An 18,294-nucleotide genomic window follows, 5' to 3' on the forward strand; every position below is an offset into this window, starting at 1 on the left:
ACCGCACGGCGCGTCTACGACCTCTGAGTCACCCCCGCCAGCCGTGTCGGCGGCAGGTACTCCCGCACGTACGTCCGCTCCCAGCAGGCGCCCGTCTCCCGCAGCTCCCGCCAGGTGGTGTAGCGGTAGCGGAAGAGGCGGGCCCGGACGTAGTGGGGCGGGGTGTCCGGCGGGAAAGGGGAGCGGCGCAGGAGGCGCAACGTCTCGCGGTCGTTCTCCAGGAGCCGCTCCACCAGGCCGCCGAACCACTCCCCGGCATACGCGGGCGACAGCGCGGCGAACCACATCAGCCAGTCCAGGCGGAGGTGGTAGGGCGCGTACTGGCGTGGCCAGCGGCGTGGGTCGCCCGGCTTGCCCTTGAACTCGTACTCCCGCCAGTCCGAGTCCTCCCTCGGCGCGTCGTCCAGCGTGCCCTCGACCACCACCTCGTAGCGCACCCGGCTGACGCTGCCGAAGGCGCCGTAGGTGTTCACCAGGTGCAGGGGGTCGAAGGAGCGGTTCATGACCTGACGGCGGGAGATCATGTTCCGCACCGGGTGGTAGCTCAGGAAGAGCAGCAGCGCGGCTACCGCCAGTACCACGACCTCGTACCACAGGGGCGCCGACGGCACGGACGGCGCGGCCCCCGGGAGCCGGAGCGCGGACAGGGCCAGCACGATGGTGATCCAGTTCAGCCACGAGAAGTTGCCGGAGAGCACCAGCCACAGCTGGGTGACGATCATCAGGGCGGCCGCCGCCGAGGCGACCGGCTGCGGAGTGAACAGCAGGACCGGCACCACCAGTTGTGTGACGTGGTTGGCGGCCACCTCCACCCGGTGCAGCGGTCTCGGCAGATGGTGGAAGAACCAGCTCAGCGGCCCCGGCATCGGCTGCGTCTCGTGGTGGTAGTCCAGGCAGGTCAGCTTCCGCCAGCAGGCGTCACCGCGCACCTTGATCAGCCCCGCGCCGAACTCGACCCGGAACAGGATCCAGCGCAGCAGGAACAGCACGACGACGGGCGGTGCCACCTCGTCGTTGCCGAGGAACGCCGCCAGGAAGCCGGTCTCCAGCAGCAGCGACTCCCAGCCGAAGGCGTACCAGGTCTGGCCCACGTTGACGATCGACAGATACAGCGCCCAGGGCACCAGCCACAGCAGGACCGCTGCCCACAGCGGCAGTTCGGAGTCCGCCCCGGCGAGCAGGGCCGCCGACACCGCGCAGCCCGTCCACGCGCAGGCCGCGAAGAAGCGGTCCGAGTAGTGCGCGTGGAACAGGCTCGGGGCCCGTCCGAAGCGCACCCGCGCCACGAAGCGGGGGATCGGCAGCATGCCGCGCTCCCCGAGCAGGGCCCGGAACTGCAGGGCCGCCGTCAGGAACGCGAAGAGATACACGGCGGCCAGCGCCCGCTGGAGAACCAGCCGGCTCAACCAGTAGCCGGGTGCGGTGAACCAGTCCACAGCGGTGCGCGCCCTTCTTCGCGGCCAGACGTTCCCCGGGTTGCCACTCGAGCAAGCCCGATGCGGAAAACAAGGGAAATGACCTACGGTGATGTGGCGTGTGCGAAGCGCAAACACACCGAGTCGAAGAATCGGGCAAATCCTGGCATGGTGGCCCCATGGCTGATCGGGGAGCGCGTGCCCTGTCACTCCCGGAGGACTGGCCCGCCCATCCGGACCCGATTCTCGCGCTCAACCGCATGGGCAGCTTCGACTGGGACCTGGACACCGGTCTCTTTCACATGGACGCGCAGGCCTACGAGGTGTTCGACCTGCTTCCCGAGGAGTACGACGACCGCCCGGAGACGCTCGCCGTCCGGGTGCCGCCGCCGGAGGCGGCCCGGCTCGACTCGGTGGTCGCCCGGGCCATCAAGGACGGCAGCGAGAACTACGGCACCTACTTCCGCATCCGCTGCCGCGACGGCACCTCGCGCTGGACGCACACCCAGGGCTACATCCGGCGCGACGGATCGGGCCGTCCGCGCCGCGTCGTCGGCATCGTCCGCGACGCCACCCAGGAACTCGCCGACAGTGAGGCCCGCAGCCTCAGGGCCGCCCAGGACCAGGCGCTGCGCCAGCAGACCAACATCGTCCAGGTCATCTCGGCCGCCCTCGCCCACGCCCGCAGCGTCCAGGACGTCATCGACGTGCTGAAGGACACCCACGGCGTCCGCCACCTCGGCGCGGCGAGCCTGGTCATGGGCCTGGTGGAGGCGGGCCGCATCCGGCTCGTCGCCGAGGGCCCCGCAGCCAGCTTCGTCCCCGGCACCCGCGTCACCCGGACGGACGAGCCGTACCCGATGAGCGAGGTCGTCCGCACACTCGTCCCGCGGTTCATCGAGTCCCCGGAGGAGTTCGCCGAGGAGTACCCGATCCTCTGGCCGCACCTGACCGGTCTGCACATCACCTCGGCCGCCTATCTGCCACTGATCGCCCAGGCCCGCCCCATCGGTGCCATGGGCCTGCTCTACAGCGACCGGCGCGGCTTCTCCGCCGAGGAGCGCGCCGTGCTGGTCGCGCTCGGCAGCAGCATCGCGCAGAGCCTCATGCGGGCCATGCTCTACGAGCAGGACAAGGACCTCGCCCAGGGCCTCCAGCAGGCCATGCTGCCCCGCACCATCCCCAGCGTCCGCGGCGCCGACATCGCGGTCCGCTACCGTTCGGCCGCCCTGGGCCGGGACATCGGCGGCGACTGGTACGACCTGATCCCGCTGCCCGGGGGTACCCCCGCTGGGGGAGGCCGGGTCGGCGCGGTCATCGGCGACGTCCAGGGCCACGACACCCACGCCGCGGCCGTGATGGGCCAGCTGCGGATCGTGCTGCGCGCCTACGCAGCCGAGGGGCACACCCCCGCCACCGTGATGGCCCGCGCCTCCGTCTTCCTCCACGAACTCGACACCGACCGCTTCGCCACCTGTCTGTACGCGGAGGCGGACCTGGCCACCGGCGTGGTCCAGGTGGTCCGGGCCGGCCACATCGACCCGCTGCTCCGGCACGCCGACGGCACCTGCCGTCGGGTCCCCGTCGAGGGCGGACTCCCGCTCGGCCTGTCCGCAGAGTTCGGCCGCCTGGAGTACCCCGTCTCCACCCTCGAACTCGATCCCGGCCACACCCTGCTGCTGTGCACCGACGGACTCGTCGAGCAGCCCGGCACCGACCTCGACGACGGTATGCGCGGCCTCGCGACGCTCATCTCCGACGGCCCGGACGACGTCCGCGCCCTCGCCGACCGGCTGATCCGGATGGCCGAGGAGCGGGGCGGCGACGACGACGTGGCCCTGCTCCTGCTGCGCCGCCGGGTCCCGCAGGCCCCGCAGGCCCCGCGGGCCGGCGGCCGGCTCCAGCAGCATGTGGCGCCCGGTGACCCGGAGGCCCTCATCCAGGCCAGGCACATGATTCGCGCCGCCGTGCGCTCCTGGGGCGCCCGCGACCGCGCCGACGAGATCGAGCTGGTGGCCGACGAGCTGATCACCAACGTCCTGATACACACCGAGGGTTCGGCGATCGTCACCCTGCGGTCCCTCGAGGGCAGCGACCGCAGGCTCCGCATCGAGGTCGAGGACTCCTCCAGCGCCCTGCCGCGCCGTCGCGAGGCGGGTCAGGACGGCGTCTCCGGCCGCGGGCTGCTCCTCGTGGACCAGCTTTCCGACGCCTGGGGCGTCGAGGCGCGCGGTGGCGGCAAAGCGGTGTGGTGCGAGTTCCGGGTGCCGTAGCGGCCGGCCCCGACGGACCCGCCTGGCGTTGTCGGTGCCGGATGGCACTCTGGACGTATGCCGGAACTGCCCGAGGTAGAAGCGCTGACGGACTTCCTCACCGAGCACCTGGCCGGCCGCCGGGTGGTGCGGGTGATGCCGGTCGCCATCAGCGTCCTGAAGACGTACGACCCTCCGGTCACCGCCTTCGAGGGCGGCGAGGTGACGGCCGTGCACCGGCACGGCAAGTTCCTGGACCTCGAGGCGGACAGCGGACTGCACCTGGTCACCCACCTGGCCCGCGCGGGCTGGCTGCAGTGGAAGGACCGGCTGCCGGACGGCCCGCCGAAACCGGGCAAGGGCCCGCTCGCGCTGCGCGTGGCACTGGAGACCGGCGAGGGCTTCGACCTCACCGAGGCCGGCACCCAGAAACGTCTCGCGGTGTACGTCGTCCGCGACCCGCGGGAGGTCCCGGGCATCGCCCGGCTCGGCCCGGACCCGCTCGCCGGCGACTTCGACGAGGACCGCTTCGCCGCCCTCCTGAAGGACGAGAGACGCCGGCTGAAGGGCGCGCTGCGGGACCAGTCCCTGATCGCGGGCGTCGGCAACGCCTACAGCGACGAGATCCTGCACGCCGCGAAGATGTCCCCGTTCAAGCTCGCCGCGTCCCTCACCCCGGAGGAGACCCATCACCTCTACGAGGCGCTGCGCAGCACGCTCACCGAGGCGGTCGAACGCTCCCGGGGAATGGCCGCCGGACGGCTGAAGGCGGAGAAGAAGAGCGGCCTGCGCGTCCACGGCCGCACCGGCGAACCCTGCCCGGTGTGCGGCGACACCGTCCGCGAGGTCTCCTTCAGCGACTCCTCGCTCCAGTACTGCCCCACCTGCCAGACGGGCGGCAAGCCGCTGGCGGACCGGCGGCTGTCCCGGCTGCTGAAGTGAGTTCTCACGGCGCCTCGAGGGTCACCAGGGGCTCTCCGTCCGCCGCGCGGACCTGGTAGCGGGCGATCTGGTCCGGGTGCATCTCGGCGGCGCCCAGTGTCGTGGTGGGTCCGGTGCCGTGCCCGGGATCGGTCCAGCCGGCGACGGTCTGTTCCGTGCCGTCACGGCCGATCGCGACGAGCCGGCAGGCCCGCGGACCCGAGCCGTCCTTGACCTCCAGCCGGAGGTCGCTGCCCCAGTCCTGGTCCTCGGAGGTGACCCGCGCCCACACCCCGGTGTGCGGATCGGTCGCCGCGGTGACGCGCGCGGTCGGCTCCGTGTGGCCGGTGAAGGCCACGATCCCGGGCCCGGCCACGGCCAGCACCACCGAGGCGGCCAGGCCGTACAGCAGCCGGCGGCGCCGTGCCCGCCGGTGGCGGGAGATGTCGCCGAGCAGCCGGTCCAGCAATCGGGGACCGGGCTGTGCCATGGGAGGCACGAAGCGCGGGGTGGCCCGGCGGTAGAGCATCAACTGCCGGGTCGCAGACCCGAATTCGGTCACGTGTGCCGTGCACCGAGGGCACTCCATGAGGTGGTCCTCGAAGCGGAAGGCCTCCGCCTCGTCCAGCACGCCGAGCGCGTACGCGCCGACGTCGCGATGCCTTTCCAGGGACCTCATGCCGAATCCTCGTGCCGAAGGGTGGGGGAAGGGTTACTCCTTGCTCCCACCCGTACGCAGCGGACAGCCGAATCACTCAAGCCACGCACAGAATCCCGGACAGAGATTCGGAGCGGCCCGGCCCGTGGATTGGTATGAATTCGAGCCTGTTCAGAAGAGATGGATCGCGAGGTGCCCGAGGGGCAGCCCGAGCCGCCAGGCCGGGGTCCACACCTTCGGTCCGTCGTCCTCCCCGAACACCGCACCGCCGCCCGGTACCGCGTCCAGATCCGGGGCGAGGAGTTCGGTCTCCTCCAGCCAGCGCCAGGCCCCCGCCGCGAGCGCCAGGTCCGGCGAGGGGATGCCCGCCTCGGCGTCCTGGGCGGTCAGCTCGGCCAGGCGCTCGCCCACCCAGTCCCGCCACGGCTGGTCGTAGGCGGTCAGCGACAGCCAGTGCTCCAGCTGCGAGATCACCCGGATCCCGGAGAGTTCCCCGTCGGTGTCGGACAGGAAGACGGTGAGCGCCAGCGCGTCCCGGCCGGCCCGGAACTCGAAGGACGTCGGCGGCATCAGATCGCCGGTGCGCAGCAGCTCGTCGGCGATGTACTCGGCGTACATCCAGGCCATGGGGACGGCCAGCTCACCGCCGCCGGTGCCGTCCGTGCTCTCGTGACCTCTGTGCAGCATCCCTTCCTGCCCTTCCTCCGGTACGTGCGCGTGGTCCAGCCCCGGACCCCGCCCCCGCCCGGAACGCGGATGAGGACAGCCCATGCCCGAACGGGGGCCACAGCAAGGCGCTTTGCCGAGGTTTGACCTGGCTTCCGGTTTCACCGCAGGTCGGCTGCATAACCCGGAAGGACCCGGCGCAGGGCGCGCAGCGCGTAATACGCGCGGGACTTCACGGTACCGGGTGGGATCCTCAGGGTTTCCGCCGCTTCCGCCACACTGGCCCCGCGGAAATACACGAGTACAAGAACGTCACGGTGTTCCGGCGTGAGTGTCTTCACAGCCTCCCGGACGTCCAGCATCGCGGCGGCCCGCTCGGCGTGGTCGGCGGTCACCCGGGCGTTCTCCGGCACCGCGTCGCCGACCTCGGGCGGCCGGGCCAGCCGGGCCCGCCGGGCGTCGATCGCGAGTCGCCGTGCGACGGTCAGCAGCCAGGGCCGTACGGAGTCGAAGTCGTCGGCGTGCAGCGCCTCGGGATGCTGCCAGGCGCGTACCAGGGTCTCCTGTACGAGGTCCTCGGCGCGCTGCCGGTCCCCGTCGCAGAGCCTGAGCAGCAGGGCGAACAGGGGACCGCCGTGCTCGCGCTGGAGCGCGGCCAGCTCGTGCTCGGCGGTCGTCGTCCCGCCGGGCGGTCTCGTCGTCCCGTGGGTCGGTGTCGTCGTCCCGTGGATCAGTGAGGTTCCGGCCGTCATGGCCGTATGGCAGCGCAGGGCGCGGCCGGTGGACAGAGGGCGTGCGGGGTTGTGCGGCGGACGGTCGATCGCGTCCGGCGAACGGTCGGGCAAACGGTCGGGCAAACGGTCCGGCACGGCACCGGACGGGTTAATGAGACCACCTGGGTTGTTTACGCGGCGTGCCAGATTCGTACCCATATGCCCGTCACGGCTTTGTCTGTAAATACGAAGATCTTGGGGTGAGCTGATGATCGGTCGCAGGCAACAGATGGCCCTGGCCCTGACCGCCGTCCTCGCGGCGGCGGCCGCCTGCCAGAACCATGAGCGGCAGGATTCCAAGCCTCCTGCGCCCGCCGCCTCCGCCGCCCGCGGCTTCACCCTCGTCGCCTCCGGCGACGTCCTGCCGCACAACTCCGTCATCGACCATGCGGCCTTCGACGCGAACGGCAGCGGCTTCGACTTCCGGCCCATGCTCTCCGGGGTCGAACCGGTCGTCTCGCGGGCCGACCTGGCGCTGTGTCACATGGACACCGTCTATGGCGCCGACGGCGACTACTCCACCTACCCCACCTTCAAGTCCCCGCCGCAGATCGCCCTGGCCCTCGCCGCGACCGGCTACGACGGTTGCTCCACCGCCTCCAACCACGCCCTGGACGACGGCGACCGGGGCATCCGGCGCACCCTGGACGCCATGGACGAGGCGGGTCTCAAACACGCCGGTACCGCCCGCAGCGAGGCCGAGGCCCGCTCGGCCACGCTCCTCCGGGCGGGCCCGGCCAAGGTCGCGCACCTGTCGTACACGTTCGGCACCAACGGCCACCCACTGCCGCCCGGGCAGCCCTGGGCCGTCAACCTGATCGACCCGAACCGGATGATCGCCGACGCCCGCGCCGCCCGCCGGGCGGGCGCCGACGTGGTCGTGGTCTCCGTGCAGTGGGGCACCGAGTGGCGGGACGAGCCCGACCGGCTCCAGACCACCCTCGCCGAGCGGCTCACCGCCTCGGCGACGAAGGGCCGCCCGGACATCGACCTGATCCTCGGCACCCACGCCCACGTCCCGCAGGCCTACGAGAAGGTCAACGGCACCTGGGTGATCTACGGCATGGGCGACCAGATCGCCGGTGAGATGTTCAACGACCAGGGCGTCCAGGACCGGCGCGGCAACGAGTCCACCCTCGGCCGCTTCACCTTCACCCCGCCGGCCCGGCCGGGAGGCCGCTGGCAGGTCGCCAAGGCCGAGTTCGTCCCCCAGCTGTACGACCTCGACGCCGGCCGGGTCCTCGACGTCAACCAGGCGATCGCCCAGGGTGCCGATCTGGAGAACGTGCGCGACCGGATCAAGGAGGTGGTCCTCAGCCGCGGGGCCGCCGGGGACGGCCTGGTCATGGCGGAGTGATCACTCGGCGGGCCGCTGCGTGGCGAGCGCCGAGCGCCGGTAGGAGTAGCCGAAGTAGATCACGCACCCGATCAGGAACCACACCGCGAACCGCACCCAGGTCTGCCACTGCAGGAACGTGATCAGCCAGATCGAGAACACGACACCCAGCGCGGGCACGAACGGCATCCCCGGCGTACGGAAGGTGCGCGGCAGCTCGGGCTGCCGGTAGCGCAGCACGATCACCGCCACGCACACCACCACGAACGCCAGCAGGATCCCGATGTTGGTGAGTTCGGCCGCCTGCCCGATCGGGACGAACCCGGCGATGGCGGCCGACGCCACCCCGACGATCCAGGTGACCCGGGTCGGCACGTGCCGCGTCGGGTGCGTCTTGGCGAACCAGGGGGGCAGCAGCCCGTCACGGGACATGGAGAACCACACCCGGGTCACGCCCAGCATGAACGTGAACATCACCGTGAGGATGCCGATGATCGCCCCCACCGCGATCACATCCGCGAGCCCGCTCAGCCCCACCGACTCGAACGCCGTCGAGAAGCCGCTCTCCGGGTCGATGTCCTTGTAGTTCTGCATGCCGGTCAGGACCAGGCAGGCCGCCACGTACAGCACCATCGAGAACGCCAGCGAGTAGATGATCGCCTTCGGCATGTGCCGCTGCGCGTCCTTCGACTCCTCCGCCGCCGTCGACATCGCGTCGTAGCCGAACACCGCGAAGAACACCGTCGCCGCACCGGTGAACGCCCCGCTGATGCCGAAGGGGAAGAACGGGTGGTAGTTCGCCGTGCTGATGTGGAACACGCCCACCCCGATCACCAGCAGCACCACCAGCACCTTGAGCGCCACCACGAACGTCTCGAAGCGGGCCGCGCTGCGGATGCCCAGGTTCAGCAGCCAGGCGATCAGCAGGCACAGCACGGCCGCGAACAGGTCGACCCGGTGGCCCTGCCCGGTGCCGGGCGCGCCCAGCATCCAGTCGGGCAGGTTCGCGCCCATCGCCTCGACCAGGAAACTGAAGTAACCGGAGATGCCGATGGCCACCACGGCCACGATCGCCGTGTACTCCAGCAGCAGGTCCCAGCCGATGAACCAGCCCGCGAACTCACCGAGCACCGCATAGCCGTAGGTGTACGCCGACCCCGCCTTCGGGATCAGCCCGGCGAACTCGGCGTACGACAGCGCGGCGCAGGCGCTCGCGAGACCGGCGATCAGGAAGGACACCAGCACCGCGGGCCCGGCGATTCCGTTGGCCACCGTGCCGGCCAGCGTGAAGATGCCCGCGCCGATGATGCCGCCCACACCGATCGCGGTGAGCTGCCAGAGCCCCAGCGACCTGTCCAGGCGAGGGCCCTCGCCGACCTCCGTCTCCTCGATGTGTTCGATGGGTTTGCGGCGGAGAATCCCCTCACCCATACGGAGCCTGGCCATGCGCCTCACCTCTTCGCCGACGGCAAACGGCTGACGGCGGATCATGATGTCTCAGGCACGCCCCGGACGGAAGACGCCACGCACGGCCCGGGCCGGTGCCCGAGGACGAGATGCGGGCCGGCCGGGCGACCGGGCGGTGAGACCGGCGCGCACGGCGGCCCGGCGGCCCCCCCCGTGCTCCTGCGGCGACCTACGGAACGACCGTCACCGGCCAGCGTCCCGCCTTCACCAGCCGCACCGCCACCGAGCCGATGATCCGGTGCCCGGCCTGCTCCGACGCACCCACCACCACCGCGTCCGCCTTGAGTTCGCCGGCCGCCTTCACCAGGCCGTTGTAGGGGTCGCCGCGGAAGGTGTGGAACTCCCAGCGCAGGTCGAATATCCCCTTGACCCGCTCGGCCGCCTCGCGGATCTGCGCGATCAGGTCCTCGGCGATCTCGTCGGTCGTCTCCGCCACCGGCGCCCCGAGCGCCGCACCCGCCGCGAGCACCGGCTGCACGTACACCACGGCCAGCATCGCGTGCTGCCGCCGGGCCAGACCACCCGCGTACGCGGCGGCACGCAGCGAGGAGTCGGAGCCGTCCACCCCGACCAGGATGACCTTCGGCCCGTCGGTGCCCCGCTCGAACTGGTGCGAGTGCTGTTCGTGCTGTTCCGTCACGGCCGTGAGGCTATCGGAAGCGACGATTCCAGGCGCGGGGGCCGCCCGACCGGTCGTGCGACCGGCATTCGGCACCGTCTCGACGGGCGAGCCGCCCGGCCCCTTCCTAGAGTCGGAACCATGACTGCCACCGCGGAGCCCGCCGCACGGAGGGACGCCACGGCACCGATACGGCCTCCCGCCGGCGGGCGCCTCGGCTGGGTACCGGAGGCCTTCGCGACGCTCTTCGCGGCGCTCGGCCTGCTGTGCGCCCTGCTCGCGTTCATCGTCCCGCTGCGCCGGCTGCTCCGCCCGGTCGTGCGCACCCTCGACCTGCTGCTGGTCCCGATCAGCGCCAACCTCGCCTACGCCGTCTTCCTCTTCCTGCTGGCCGGCGCCACCGCGGCCCGCAAGAGGATCGCCTGGTGGCTGGTGGTCGTCTACCTCGGCCTGCTCGTCCTCGACGACATCCTCGGCGTGGCCCTCGGCCGGTACGCCGAGTCACTGCCGTCCCTGGTGCTGTGCGCGCTGCTGCTGCTCCTGCTGGTCGTGGCCCACAAGGAGTTCTACGCCGCCTCCCGTCGCGGAGCCGTACGGCGGGCGCTGGGCGTGCTGCTGGCCGGCCTCGCCGTCGCGATCCTGCTGGGCTGGGGCCTGGTCTCGCTGTTCCCGGGCTCCCTGCCGCAGGGCCAGCACCTGGCCTGGGCGGCCGGCCGGGTGTGCGGCGGACTGGTCTCCGACAGCTCCTTCGACGGCCGGCCGCCGCGCGAGGTCACCTTCCTGCTCGGCCTGCTCGGCGCGCTCGCCCTGCTGAACGCCGCAGCCACGCTGTTCCGTTCCCAGCGCCTGGAGGCCGCCCTGCACGACGACGAGGAGGCCCGCATCCGCGCTCTCCTCGCGGCCTACGGCGAACGGGACTCCCTCGGCTACTTCGCCACCCGCCGCGACAAGGCCGTCGTCTTCTCGCCCAGCGGCAAGGCCGCCGTCACCTACCGTGTCGAGGCCGGGGTGTGCCTGGCCAGCGGTGATCCCGTCGGTGACCCGGAGGCCTGGCCGCGTGCCATCGAGGCCTGGCTGGACGTGGCCCGCCGCCATGCCTGGGTGCCCGCCGTGATGGGCGCCTCCGAGGACGGCGCCCGCGCCTACGCCCGGGCCGGGCTCGGCGCCCTCCAGCTCGGTGACGAGGCGATCGTGCACGTGGCCTCCTTCGACCTGAACGGCCGGGACATGCGCGTCACCCGGCAGGCCGTACACCGGGTCCGCCGCACCGGCGCCACCTGCCGCATCCGCCGCCACGCCACCCTCACCGAGCGGGAGATGGAGGAGATCGTCGACAAGGCCGACGCCTGGCGCGACACCGAGACCGAACGCGGCTTCTCCATGGCCCTGGACCGGCTCGGCGACCCCGCCGACGGCGACTGCCTCCTCGTGGAGGCCCTCGGCGAGGACGGCCGGCTCCTCGCGCTGCTCTCCTTCGTGCCCTGGGGCCGCGACGGCGTCTCCCTGGACCTGATGCGCCGTGACCGCGCCGCTCCCAACGGGGTGATGGAGTTCATGGCCGCCGAACTGTGCGCCGCGGCCCCCCGACTGGGCGTGCACAGGATCTCGCTGAATTTCGCCGTCTTCCGGTCGGTCTTCGAGGAGGGCGCCCGCATCGGCGCCGGCCCCGTCCTGCGGCTCTGGCGCCACCTGCTGCTGTTCTTCTCCCGCTGGTGGCAACTGGAGGCGCTGTACCGCTCCAACGCCAAGTACCACCCCGAGTGGTACCCGCGCTTCATCTGCTACGGCGACACCGCCTCCCTCGCCCGCATCGGCCTCGCCTCCGGCATCGCCGAAGGCTTCGTGTCCGTACCTTCGATGCGCAAACTCTGGGGAAAGGGGCACCCGAAGAGCGGGCAGCGGCCCGCCACGACCGAAGGGCTGCCGTCCCTGACGGCGCTCGGCCTCGTCGGAGGGGACCCGGCCGGGCCCGCCGCCCCGGACGCGGGCCTGCCCGACCAGGTCCGCGTCCGGCACCGCAGACTCGACCGGCTGCGCGCCGACGGCACCGACCCCTACCCCGTCGGCGTCCCCGCCCCCACCCATGCCCTTGCCGACCTGCCGCCCGACGCGGACGTCACCGTGGCCGGACGCGTCATGCTGGTCCGGGACTTCGGAGGCATCGTCTTCGCCGTGCTGCGCGACTGGTCCGGCGACCACCAGATCGCCCTCACCCGCGACGGCTCCGGCCCTGCCCTCGGGCGCTTCACCGCCGACACCGACATCGGTGACCTCATCACCGCCACCGGCCACACCCGGCCGAGCGACCAGGGCGAACCCACCGTCTTCGTCACCTCCTGGCAGCTCACCGGCAAATGCCTGCGCCCACCGCCGGGTTTCCGGCTTCGCTCAAGCAGGAGGGACACTCATCCCGGCAGGAGGCGCGGCCTCACCGATCCCGAGGCCAAGGTCCGCCGCCGCTACCTCGACCTCGCGACCGACCCCGACGCCCGCGACGTGCTCCGCGCCCGCTCCGCCGCCGTACAGGCCCTGCGCCAGGGCCTGCTGGAGCGCGGTTACCTCGAGGTCGAGACCCCGATCCTCCAGCAGATCCACGGCGGCGCCAACGCCCGCCCCTTCACCACCCACATCAACGCCTACGACCTCGACCTGTACCTGCGCATCGCCCCCGAGCTGTACCTGAAGCGGCTGTGCGTCGGCGGCCTGGAGAAGGTCTTCGAGATGGGCCGCACCTTCCGCAACGAGGGCGTCTCCCCCAAGCACAACCCCGAGTTCACGATGCTGGAGGCCTATCAGGCCCACGCCGACTACGGCGTCATGCTCGACCTCGTCCGCGAGCTGATCCAGGGCGCGGCGACCGCCGCCTTCGGCTCCCCGGTGGCCCGCAGGGGCGGCGAGGAGTACGACATCTCCGGGACCTGGCCGGTGAAGACCGTGTACGGGGCGATCTCCGAGGCGCTGGGGGAGGAGATCGGCCCCGGCACCGAACTGCTGCGGCTGCACCGGCTGTGCGACCGCGCGGGAGTGCCGTACACCGGGGACGACGGGCCCGGTGACGTCGTGCTGGAGATGTACGAGCGGCTGGTCGAGGAACGGACCGGGCTGCCCACCTTCTACAAGGACTTCCCCACCGACGTCTCCCCGCTCACCCGGCAGCACCGCACCGACCCGCGGCTCGCCGAACGCTGGGACCTGGTCGCCTTCGGCACCGAACTCGGCACCGCTTACTCCGAGCTGACCGACCCCGTCGAACAGCGCCGGCGCCTCACCGAGCAGTCGCTGCTGGCCGCCGGCGGCGACCCGGAGGCCATGGAGCTGGACGAGGACTTTCTGGAGGCCCTCGAATACGCGATGCCCCCGACCGGCGGACTGGGCATCGGCGTCGACCGGCTCGTCATGTTCCTCACCGGCCTGACGATCCGCGAGACGCTGCCGTTCCCGCTCGTACGCCGCCGCTGAAACCTCCGTTCACTGCGCCGTACGGGTGTATTCGCGCCGCCGCACCGGTGCCGTTGTGGTGCGCCGGAGCCTGGCGGGGCGACTGATGAGTCATGCAGAAGGATCAGTTGTTCACGCGGCGCCGGACGCTCCTCGCCGGCGCCGCCGCTGTCGGGGCCGCGGGCACCGCCGGACTCGTCCTGGCAGGCAGCGGCGAGGAGGCCGCCCGGACCGCCGCCCCCGTCGCCGGTCCGCAGGCCCGCCAGGCACTCAGACCCTCCGCCTTCCGGCTTCAGCCGCTCACCGGATACGGACCGCCACGCGCCGCGCCCCGCAAGCTGAAGGTGCGCGAGGAACCCATCCTGCGGGTCTCCGGTCGCGGCCGGCACATGGTGCTGACCTTCGACGACGGCCCCAACCCGGAGTACACCCCGCACATCCTGGACACCCTCGCCAAGTACGACGTCCGGGCGATGTTCTTCGTATGCGGCGAGATGGCCGTCGACAACAAGGAACTGCTGGCCCGGATGGCCGAGGAAGGCCACGTCGTCGGCAACCACACCTGGACGCATCCACTGCTGACGACCCTCGACCGCAGGGAGATCCGGTCCGAGATGGAGCGCACCACCGATGTGATCGAGGAGGCCTACGGCGAGCGCCCCCAGTGGTTCCGCGCACCCTACGGCGCCTGGAACCGGGCCGCCTTCCAACTGGGCGCCGAGATGGGCATGGAGCCGATGGCCTGGAGCGTCGACACCACCGACTGGGAGGTGCCCGGCACGGACACCATCATCGACCGCGTGGAGGGCGGTGCCGCCCCCGGTGTCGTGGTGCTCTCCCACGACGCCGGAGGCGACCGCTCGCAGACCGTCCGGGCGATCCGTGAATGGCTGCCCTATCTGATCGACTCCGGATATCGCCTCACCGTGCCGCGCCGCCGTACCTGACCGGGTTCTCGCCCGCCCGGTCACGCGGCGTCAGGTGACCGCTGCCAGGCGGGCGAAGGCGACGACATTGCCGTCGTAACCGTTCTGCTTCGAGAAACCGCCGCCGCAGGTGATGACCCGGAGTTCCGGAGTTCCCTTCGAGCCGTACACCCGGTCGCCGGGGAAACTGCTCTTCTCGAAGACCTCGACTCCGTAGATCTCGAACACCGCGGTCTTTCCGTCCTTGCGCAGGATCTCGATCCGGTTCCCCTTCTTCAGGGCCCCGAGGCCGTAGAACACGGCGGGGCCCTGTTTGTTGTCGACGTGGCCGACGACGACGGCGGTGCCCTTCTCGCCGGGGGAGACGGCACCGGTGAACCAGCCCGCCACGTTGACTTCTTCCGGCGGTGGCGCGCCGACCATGCCGTTCGCGTCCAGCCCGACCGGCATGACCGGCGCGTCGACCTGGATCGCGGGGATCCGGACCCGGTCGACGGCCGAGAACGGCAGCGGGGCGGGCGCGGCGGCGAAGGTGTCCGGGGCGGTACGGGTGTCCGGTGCCGCCGCCGACGCGGGCTGCGGGGGGCCGACGTCGAACTCCCCCGAACCATTGCGAATGAGCGCGAGGCCCGTCAGCAGAACAAGCGCTATCACGCCCCAGGGGGCACGCTTCTTCCGCCGCTCCTCCTCTTCGGCAAGCTCGGACAGCTCGGACGCCAACATTCGCCATCCCCTCTCGACGCGGCCGTCGCCACTCCGTCGCGCATGGGAAAACGCTAAGTCCCGCGCGCGCGGCGGGCGACGGGGCGACGGGCGAACGGGTGGCCCGGCGCTTTTCCGGTGCGCCATCCGAGTTGCAGTCTCCAGGAATTTTCTGACGGTCCGTGACCTGCGGCAATATCAGATTGTGTGGTTTTCGTTCGGCGTGTTGCCTCACCAGGACGGACCATTCTCGACATGCGGGCGTGTTCCGCGCGTCTGAGGGTCTTTCCGGGAGGTGTTTTCTCGCCGATCGACCGGGGACCGGACCCGGGCGCCTCCCGCGGAGGATCACATGCGAAACCAACGTGCACTGGCGGCCGCGTGCAGCGCGGTCGCCATGCTCGGGCTCGCCGTCCCCGTGGCCGTCGCGGACGGCATGGGCAACGGGGGCGGCCCGTCCAACGACACGGGGATCATCGCCGGCACGGGCACGGGCACCGGTGTCGGCGGCCTCACCGGCGTCGGCATCGGCGGTATCAACGGGGTCGGTGGTATCAACGGCCTCGGTAACGGTAACGGCCTCGGCGGCTTCAACGGCCTCGGCAACGGTAACGGCCTCGGCGGCTTCAACGGCAACGGCAACGGCAACGGCCTCGGCGGCTTCAACGGCACCGGCCACTTCGACGGCCACTTCAACGGCAACATCAGCGGCAACGGCAACTTCAGCACCAACGGCCGGGGCGACAACTTCGGCAATGGCCGGGGTGACAACTTCGGCAATGGCCGGGGTGACAACTTCGGCAATGGCCGGGGTGACAACTTCGGCAATGGCCGGGGTGACAACTTCGGCAACGGCCGAGGCAACGGCAATGGCCTGGGCAACGGCAATGGCCTGGGCAACGACGCCGGTGGGCGCGGAGACGGCTTCGGCGGTGCGGACGGCTTCGGGGGCGTGGGTGGTGACTTCGGCGGCAGGGGCGACGGCAACCCACGCAACATCGTCGTCACGCCCAGTGTGATCCCCGCCGCGGGCCGGCTCACCGTCACCGTGGACGGCTGCCGTGGCGGCGAGATGACCTCCCGTGCCTTCCGCACCGCCCCGCTGACGCCGTTCCGCGGCGACACCGCGCGGGGCGTCGTCACCGTCGACCGTGACGCCCGGCCCGGCCGGTACGACATCACTGTCCGCTGTGACGGCCGTACGCTGACCCGTCCGAGGGCCTTCACCGTGCTCGGCGGTGTGCAGGGCGGCTTCGGTGGCAGCAGGTCCAGCGGCGCGACGCCCGCGGACATGGCCATCGGCGGTGGCCTGGTGGCCATGGCCGTGATCGGCGGCGGCGCCTTCTGGCTGCGCCGCCGGCACGAGAAGCGCGTCTGAGTCCGTTGCGGCCGTCCCCACGGCACAGCGCGGCGCATGTCACGACAGGCCCGAGCCCCGGTACCTCGTGGGAACCGGGGCCGACGGGCTACCCCGTGATGTTCGGGAACAGGTTCAGGAACGGCTCCGCGGTCACCGCGATGCCCCGGCTGTAGGGGGCGTCGAGGTCCCAGATGAGGAACAGCATGAAGGCGATGGTCGCGGAGAACAGTCCGGCCAGGATCAACTCGCGCGGGGTACGCCGGATCTGCAGCGCGAACACCATGCCGATGGTGATCACCGCCCCCGCGAGCAGCCCCCACCACACCACCGGCGGCATGGTGGCCTCCGTGGAGCCGGCGCGCGCGTTGCGGGCCTGGTCGGCGGCGGCCATCTGGTCCAGCAGCGGCTGGTAGGTCTGCGCCTCGAAATCGTTCCGTGGCTGGTAGTCGGTGACGTCCTGCCGGACCTTCCGCAGCAGTTCGGTGCCGCGGTCGGTGACGTGCTCGGCGTCCGCCATCGTCCTCCACTCGGTGTGCACGACGTAGCCGACGTAGGCGTCGATGTCGTCCCGGACGCGGTCACGGACGTCCGGCGGATAGACCCGGACCCGCTCCGAGATCTCGTGCAGCGCCTGGGCCTCGGACTGCACGTAGTCCTGGGCGGAGCTGCGGGCCTCCCACACGCCCGCGATGGCCAGGCCCAGGACGATGGCGTACACGACGCCGATCCACATCGTCATGTACTCGATGACGTCCGGGGTCTCGCTCGGGTCCTCGTCCTCGGGGGCCCTCTTGTGCCGCACCAGGGTGACGATCACCACCACGGCACAGGCCCCCAGCATCGCGAGGACGAGAACAAGCCAATCCGACAACGGGTGCCTCCAGAAGTGAGCGGGCCGGCGCGTCAGCGCGGGCGCAGCGCCGCGACGGCGACGATCGCCGGAACGGTGATGAGCAGGACGTAGGTGACCGGCGTGGTGTGGCCGGGTGCGCGGTGGCTGATCGGGTGGGGGTGGTAGGCCGGATAGCTCACCGGCGTCACCGACGGCCGCGGGGTCGGCTTCGGCGGCGCCTTGGGCTGGGGCCTGGGTGCCGGGGGCGGCGGAGGGGGTGTGGGCGCCGGCCGGGGTGCCGGGGGAGCCGGGGTGGGCCGGGCGGGCGGCCGCGGCCTGGGGGTGGGTTTCGGCGTCGGTTTCGGCGTCGGTTTCGGCGTCGGCCGCGGGTGCGGCGTCGGCTCGGGCGGCGGCGGTGGTTCCGGAGTCGGGGTCGGCGTCGGCGTCGGGGTGGGTGTGGGCGTCGGCGGGCACGGCGGCGGGGTCGGCTCCGGGCAGGGCGGGGGAACAGGCCAGTGGTGACCGCCGGCGTAGGCCACCGCCACCGCCACCGTGCCGTCCGGGCCCGTCGACGCGGAAGCGCAGGCGTCGGCCGACGCGCTGCCGACCGGGCAGCCCACCAGGGTCCAGGTCAGCGTCAGCAGCGCCAACGCCCTTGTGGCGGGCGCGCATCGGGTCACTTCGGGTCCATGCACGACGAAGATCATGAGGTGCTAAAGGCGGATGTATGCCCGTAGTGCCCCGGGATTGCCTCGAAGGAAGGACATGGCGCGATCAATGGTTTGACCCGCCGAAGTGCGCCGACCGGCGTGATGCGTACACCCGTACACCCGTACGCCGGCGGCGCGTGTCACCGCATCCGGAAAGAAAAACCCGAAGAACTTCCCGTCCCGTTGAACGCTCCGGCCCCCGCGCCGCGTACCCATGAC

Annotated in this window: 15 protein-coding genes; 6 read left to right on the plus strand and 9 right to left on the minus strand. The window is 71.5% G+C overall.

Going from position 1 to position 18,294, the window contains the following annotated elements; translation table 11 throughout:
- Positions 1 to 14 precede the first annotated feature (14 nt).
- The gene (locus AC07C1_RS23535; protein WP_478941854.1) at positions 15 to 1,436 is read right to left on the minus strand and encodes a lipase maturation factor family protein; all 1,422 of its coding nucleotides are present in this window, start codon (positions 1,434 to 1,436) and stop codon (positions 15 to 17) included.
- A 158-nt stretch (positions 1,437 to 1,594) separates the two neighbouring features.
- Here AC07C1_RS23535 and AC07C1_RS23540 point away from each other — a divergent pair, with 158 nt between their 5' ends.
- Positions 1,595 to 3,688: a SpoIIE family protein phosphatase gene (locus tag AC07C1_RS23540; RefSeq protein ID WP_478941856.1), complete on the plus strand. Its 2,094-nt coding sequence runs from the start codon at positions 1,595 to 1,597 to the stop codon at positions 3,686 to 3,688.
- A 57-nt stretch (positions 3,689 to 3,745) separates the two neighbouring features.
- Positions 3,746 to 4,609 carry an Fpg/Nei family DNA glycosylase gene (locus tag AC07C1_RS23545; protein ID WP_478941858.1) on the plus strand — a complete coding sequence of 288 codons (864 nt, stop codon included), beginning with the start codon at positions 3,746 to 3,748 and terminating at the stop codon, positions 4,607 to 4,609.
- Between the two features lie 4 nt (positions 4,610 to 4,613).
- Here AC07C1_RS23545 and AC07C1_RS23550 read toward each other — a convergent pair whose 3' ends face one another.
- The 3 genes from AC07C1_RS23550 to AC07C1_RS23560 form a co-directional block, all read right to left on the minus strand.
- Complete coding sequence (locus AC07C1_RS23550) at positions 4,614 to 5,267, minus strand: zf-HC2 domain-containing protein (protein ID WP_478941860.1); 654 nt, start codon at positions 5,265 to 5,267, stop codon at positions 4,614 to 4,616.
- A 150-nt stretch (positions 5,268 to 5,417) separates the two neighbouring features.
- Positions 5,418 to 5,933, minus strand: a complete 516-nt coding sequence (locus AC07C1_RS23555) for a hypothetical protein (protein WP_478941862.1) — start codon at positions 5,931 to 5,933, stop codon at positions 5,418 to 5,420.
- 140 nt (positions 5,934 to 6,073) lie between these two features.
- The gene (locus tag AC07C1_RS23560; RefSeq protein ID WP_478941864.1) at positions 6,074 to 6,664 is read right to left on the minus strand and encodes a sigma-70 family RNA polymerase sigma factor; all 591 of its coding nucleotides are present in this window, start codon (positions 6,662 to 6,664) and stop codon (positions 6,074 to 6,076) included.
- A 229-nt stretch (positions 6,665 to 6,893) separates the two neighbouring features.
- Here AC07C1_RS23560 and AC07C1_RS23565 point away from each other — a divergent pair, with 229 nt between their 5' ends.
- A complete protein-coding gene (locus AC07C1_RS23565) occupies positions 6,894 to 8,042 on the plus strand; it encodes a CapA family protein (protein ID WP_478941866.1) in 1,149 nt (382 codons plus the stop codon).
- Here AC07C1_RS23565 and AC07C1_RS23570 read toward each other — a convergent pair whose 3' ends face one another.
- On the minus strand, positions 8,043 to 9,467 hold the full coding sequence (locus AC07C1_RS23570; RefSeq protein ID WP_478941868.1) for an amino acid permease: 1,425 nt from the start codon (positions 9,465 to 9,467) through the stop codon (positions 8,043 to 8,045). It abuts the gene before it with no gap.
- Between the two features lie 190 nt (positions 9,468 to 9,657).
- Positions 9,658 to 10,128 (minus strand): universal stress protein, encoded by a 471-nt coding sequence (locus AC07C1_RS23575; protein WP_478941870.1) that lies wholly within the window; start codon positions 10,126 to 10,128, stop codon positions 9,658 to 9,660.
- A 120-nt stretch (positions 10,129 to 10,248) separates the two neighbouring features.
- Here AC07C1_RS23575 and lysX point away from each other — a divergent pair, with 120 nt between their 5' ends.
- The gene (gene lysX / locus AC07C1_RS23580; protein WP_478941872.1) at positions 10,249 to 13,566 is read left to right on the plus strand and encodes a bifunctional lysylphosphatidylglycerol synthetase/lysine--tRNA ligase LysX; all 3,318 of its coding nucleotides are present in this window, start codon (positions 10,249 to 10,251) and stop codon (positions 13,564 to 13,566) included.
- 92 nt (positions 13,567 to 13,658) lie between these two features.
- Positions 13,659 to 14,492 (plus strand): polysaccharide deacetylase family protein, encoded by an 834-nt coding sequence (locus AC07C1_RS23585; protein ID WP_478941874.1) that lies wholly within the window; start codon positions 13,659 to 13,661, stop codon positions 14,490 to 14,492.
- A 30-nt stretch (positions 14,493 to 14,522) separates the two neighbouring features.
- On the opposite strand, the gene AC07C1_RS23590 is transcribed toward AC07C1_RS23585, so the two are convergent.
- Entirely contained in the window at positions 14,523 to 15,194 is a 672-nt protein-coding gene (locus AC07C1_RS23590) for a class F sortase (protein WP_478941876.1), read from the minus strand.
- Between the two features lie 931 nt (positions 15,195 to 16,125).
- Here AC07C1_RS23590 and AC07C1_RS23595 point away from each other — a divergent pair.
- Positions 16,126 to 16,551 carry a hypothetical protein gene (locus AC07C1_RS23595; protein WP_478942089.1) on the plus strand — a complete coding sequence of 142 codons (426 nt, stop codon included), beginning with the start codon at positions 16,126 to 16,128 and terminating at the stop codon, positions 16,549 to 16,551.
- An 88-nt stretch (positions 16,552 to 16,639) separates the two neighbouring features.
- Here the strand turns inward: AC07C1_RS23595 and AC07C1_RS23600 are convergent, their stop codons facing one another.
- Positions 16,640 to 17,404 carry a bestrophin-like domain gene (locus AC07C1_RS23600; RefSeq protein ID WP_478941877.1) on the minus strand — a complete coding sequence of 255 codons (765 nt, stop codon included), beginning with the start codon at positions 17,402 to 17,404 and terminating at the stop codon, positions 16,640 to 16,642.
- 32 nt (positions 17,405 to 17,436) lie between these two features.
- Positions 17,437 to 17,565 carry a hypothetical protein gene (locus AC07C1_RS23605; RefSeq protein WP_478941879.1) on the minus strand — a complete coding sequence of 43 codons (129 nt, stop codon included), beginning with the start codon at positions 17,563 to 17,565 and terminating at the stop codon, positions 17,437 to 17,439.
- Positions 17,566 to 18,294 lie beyond the last annotated feature (729 nt).

This window comes from Streptomyces sp. NPDC045022, assembly GCF_056432605.1.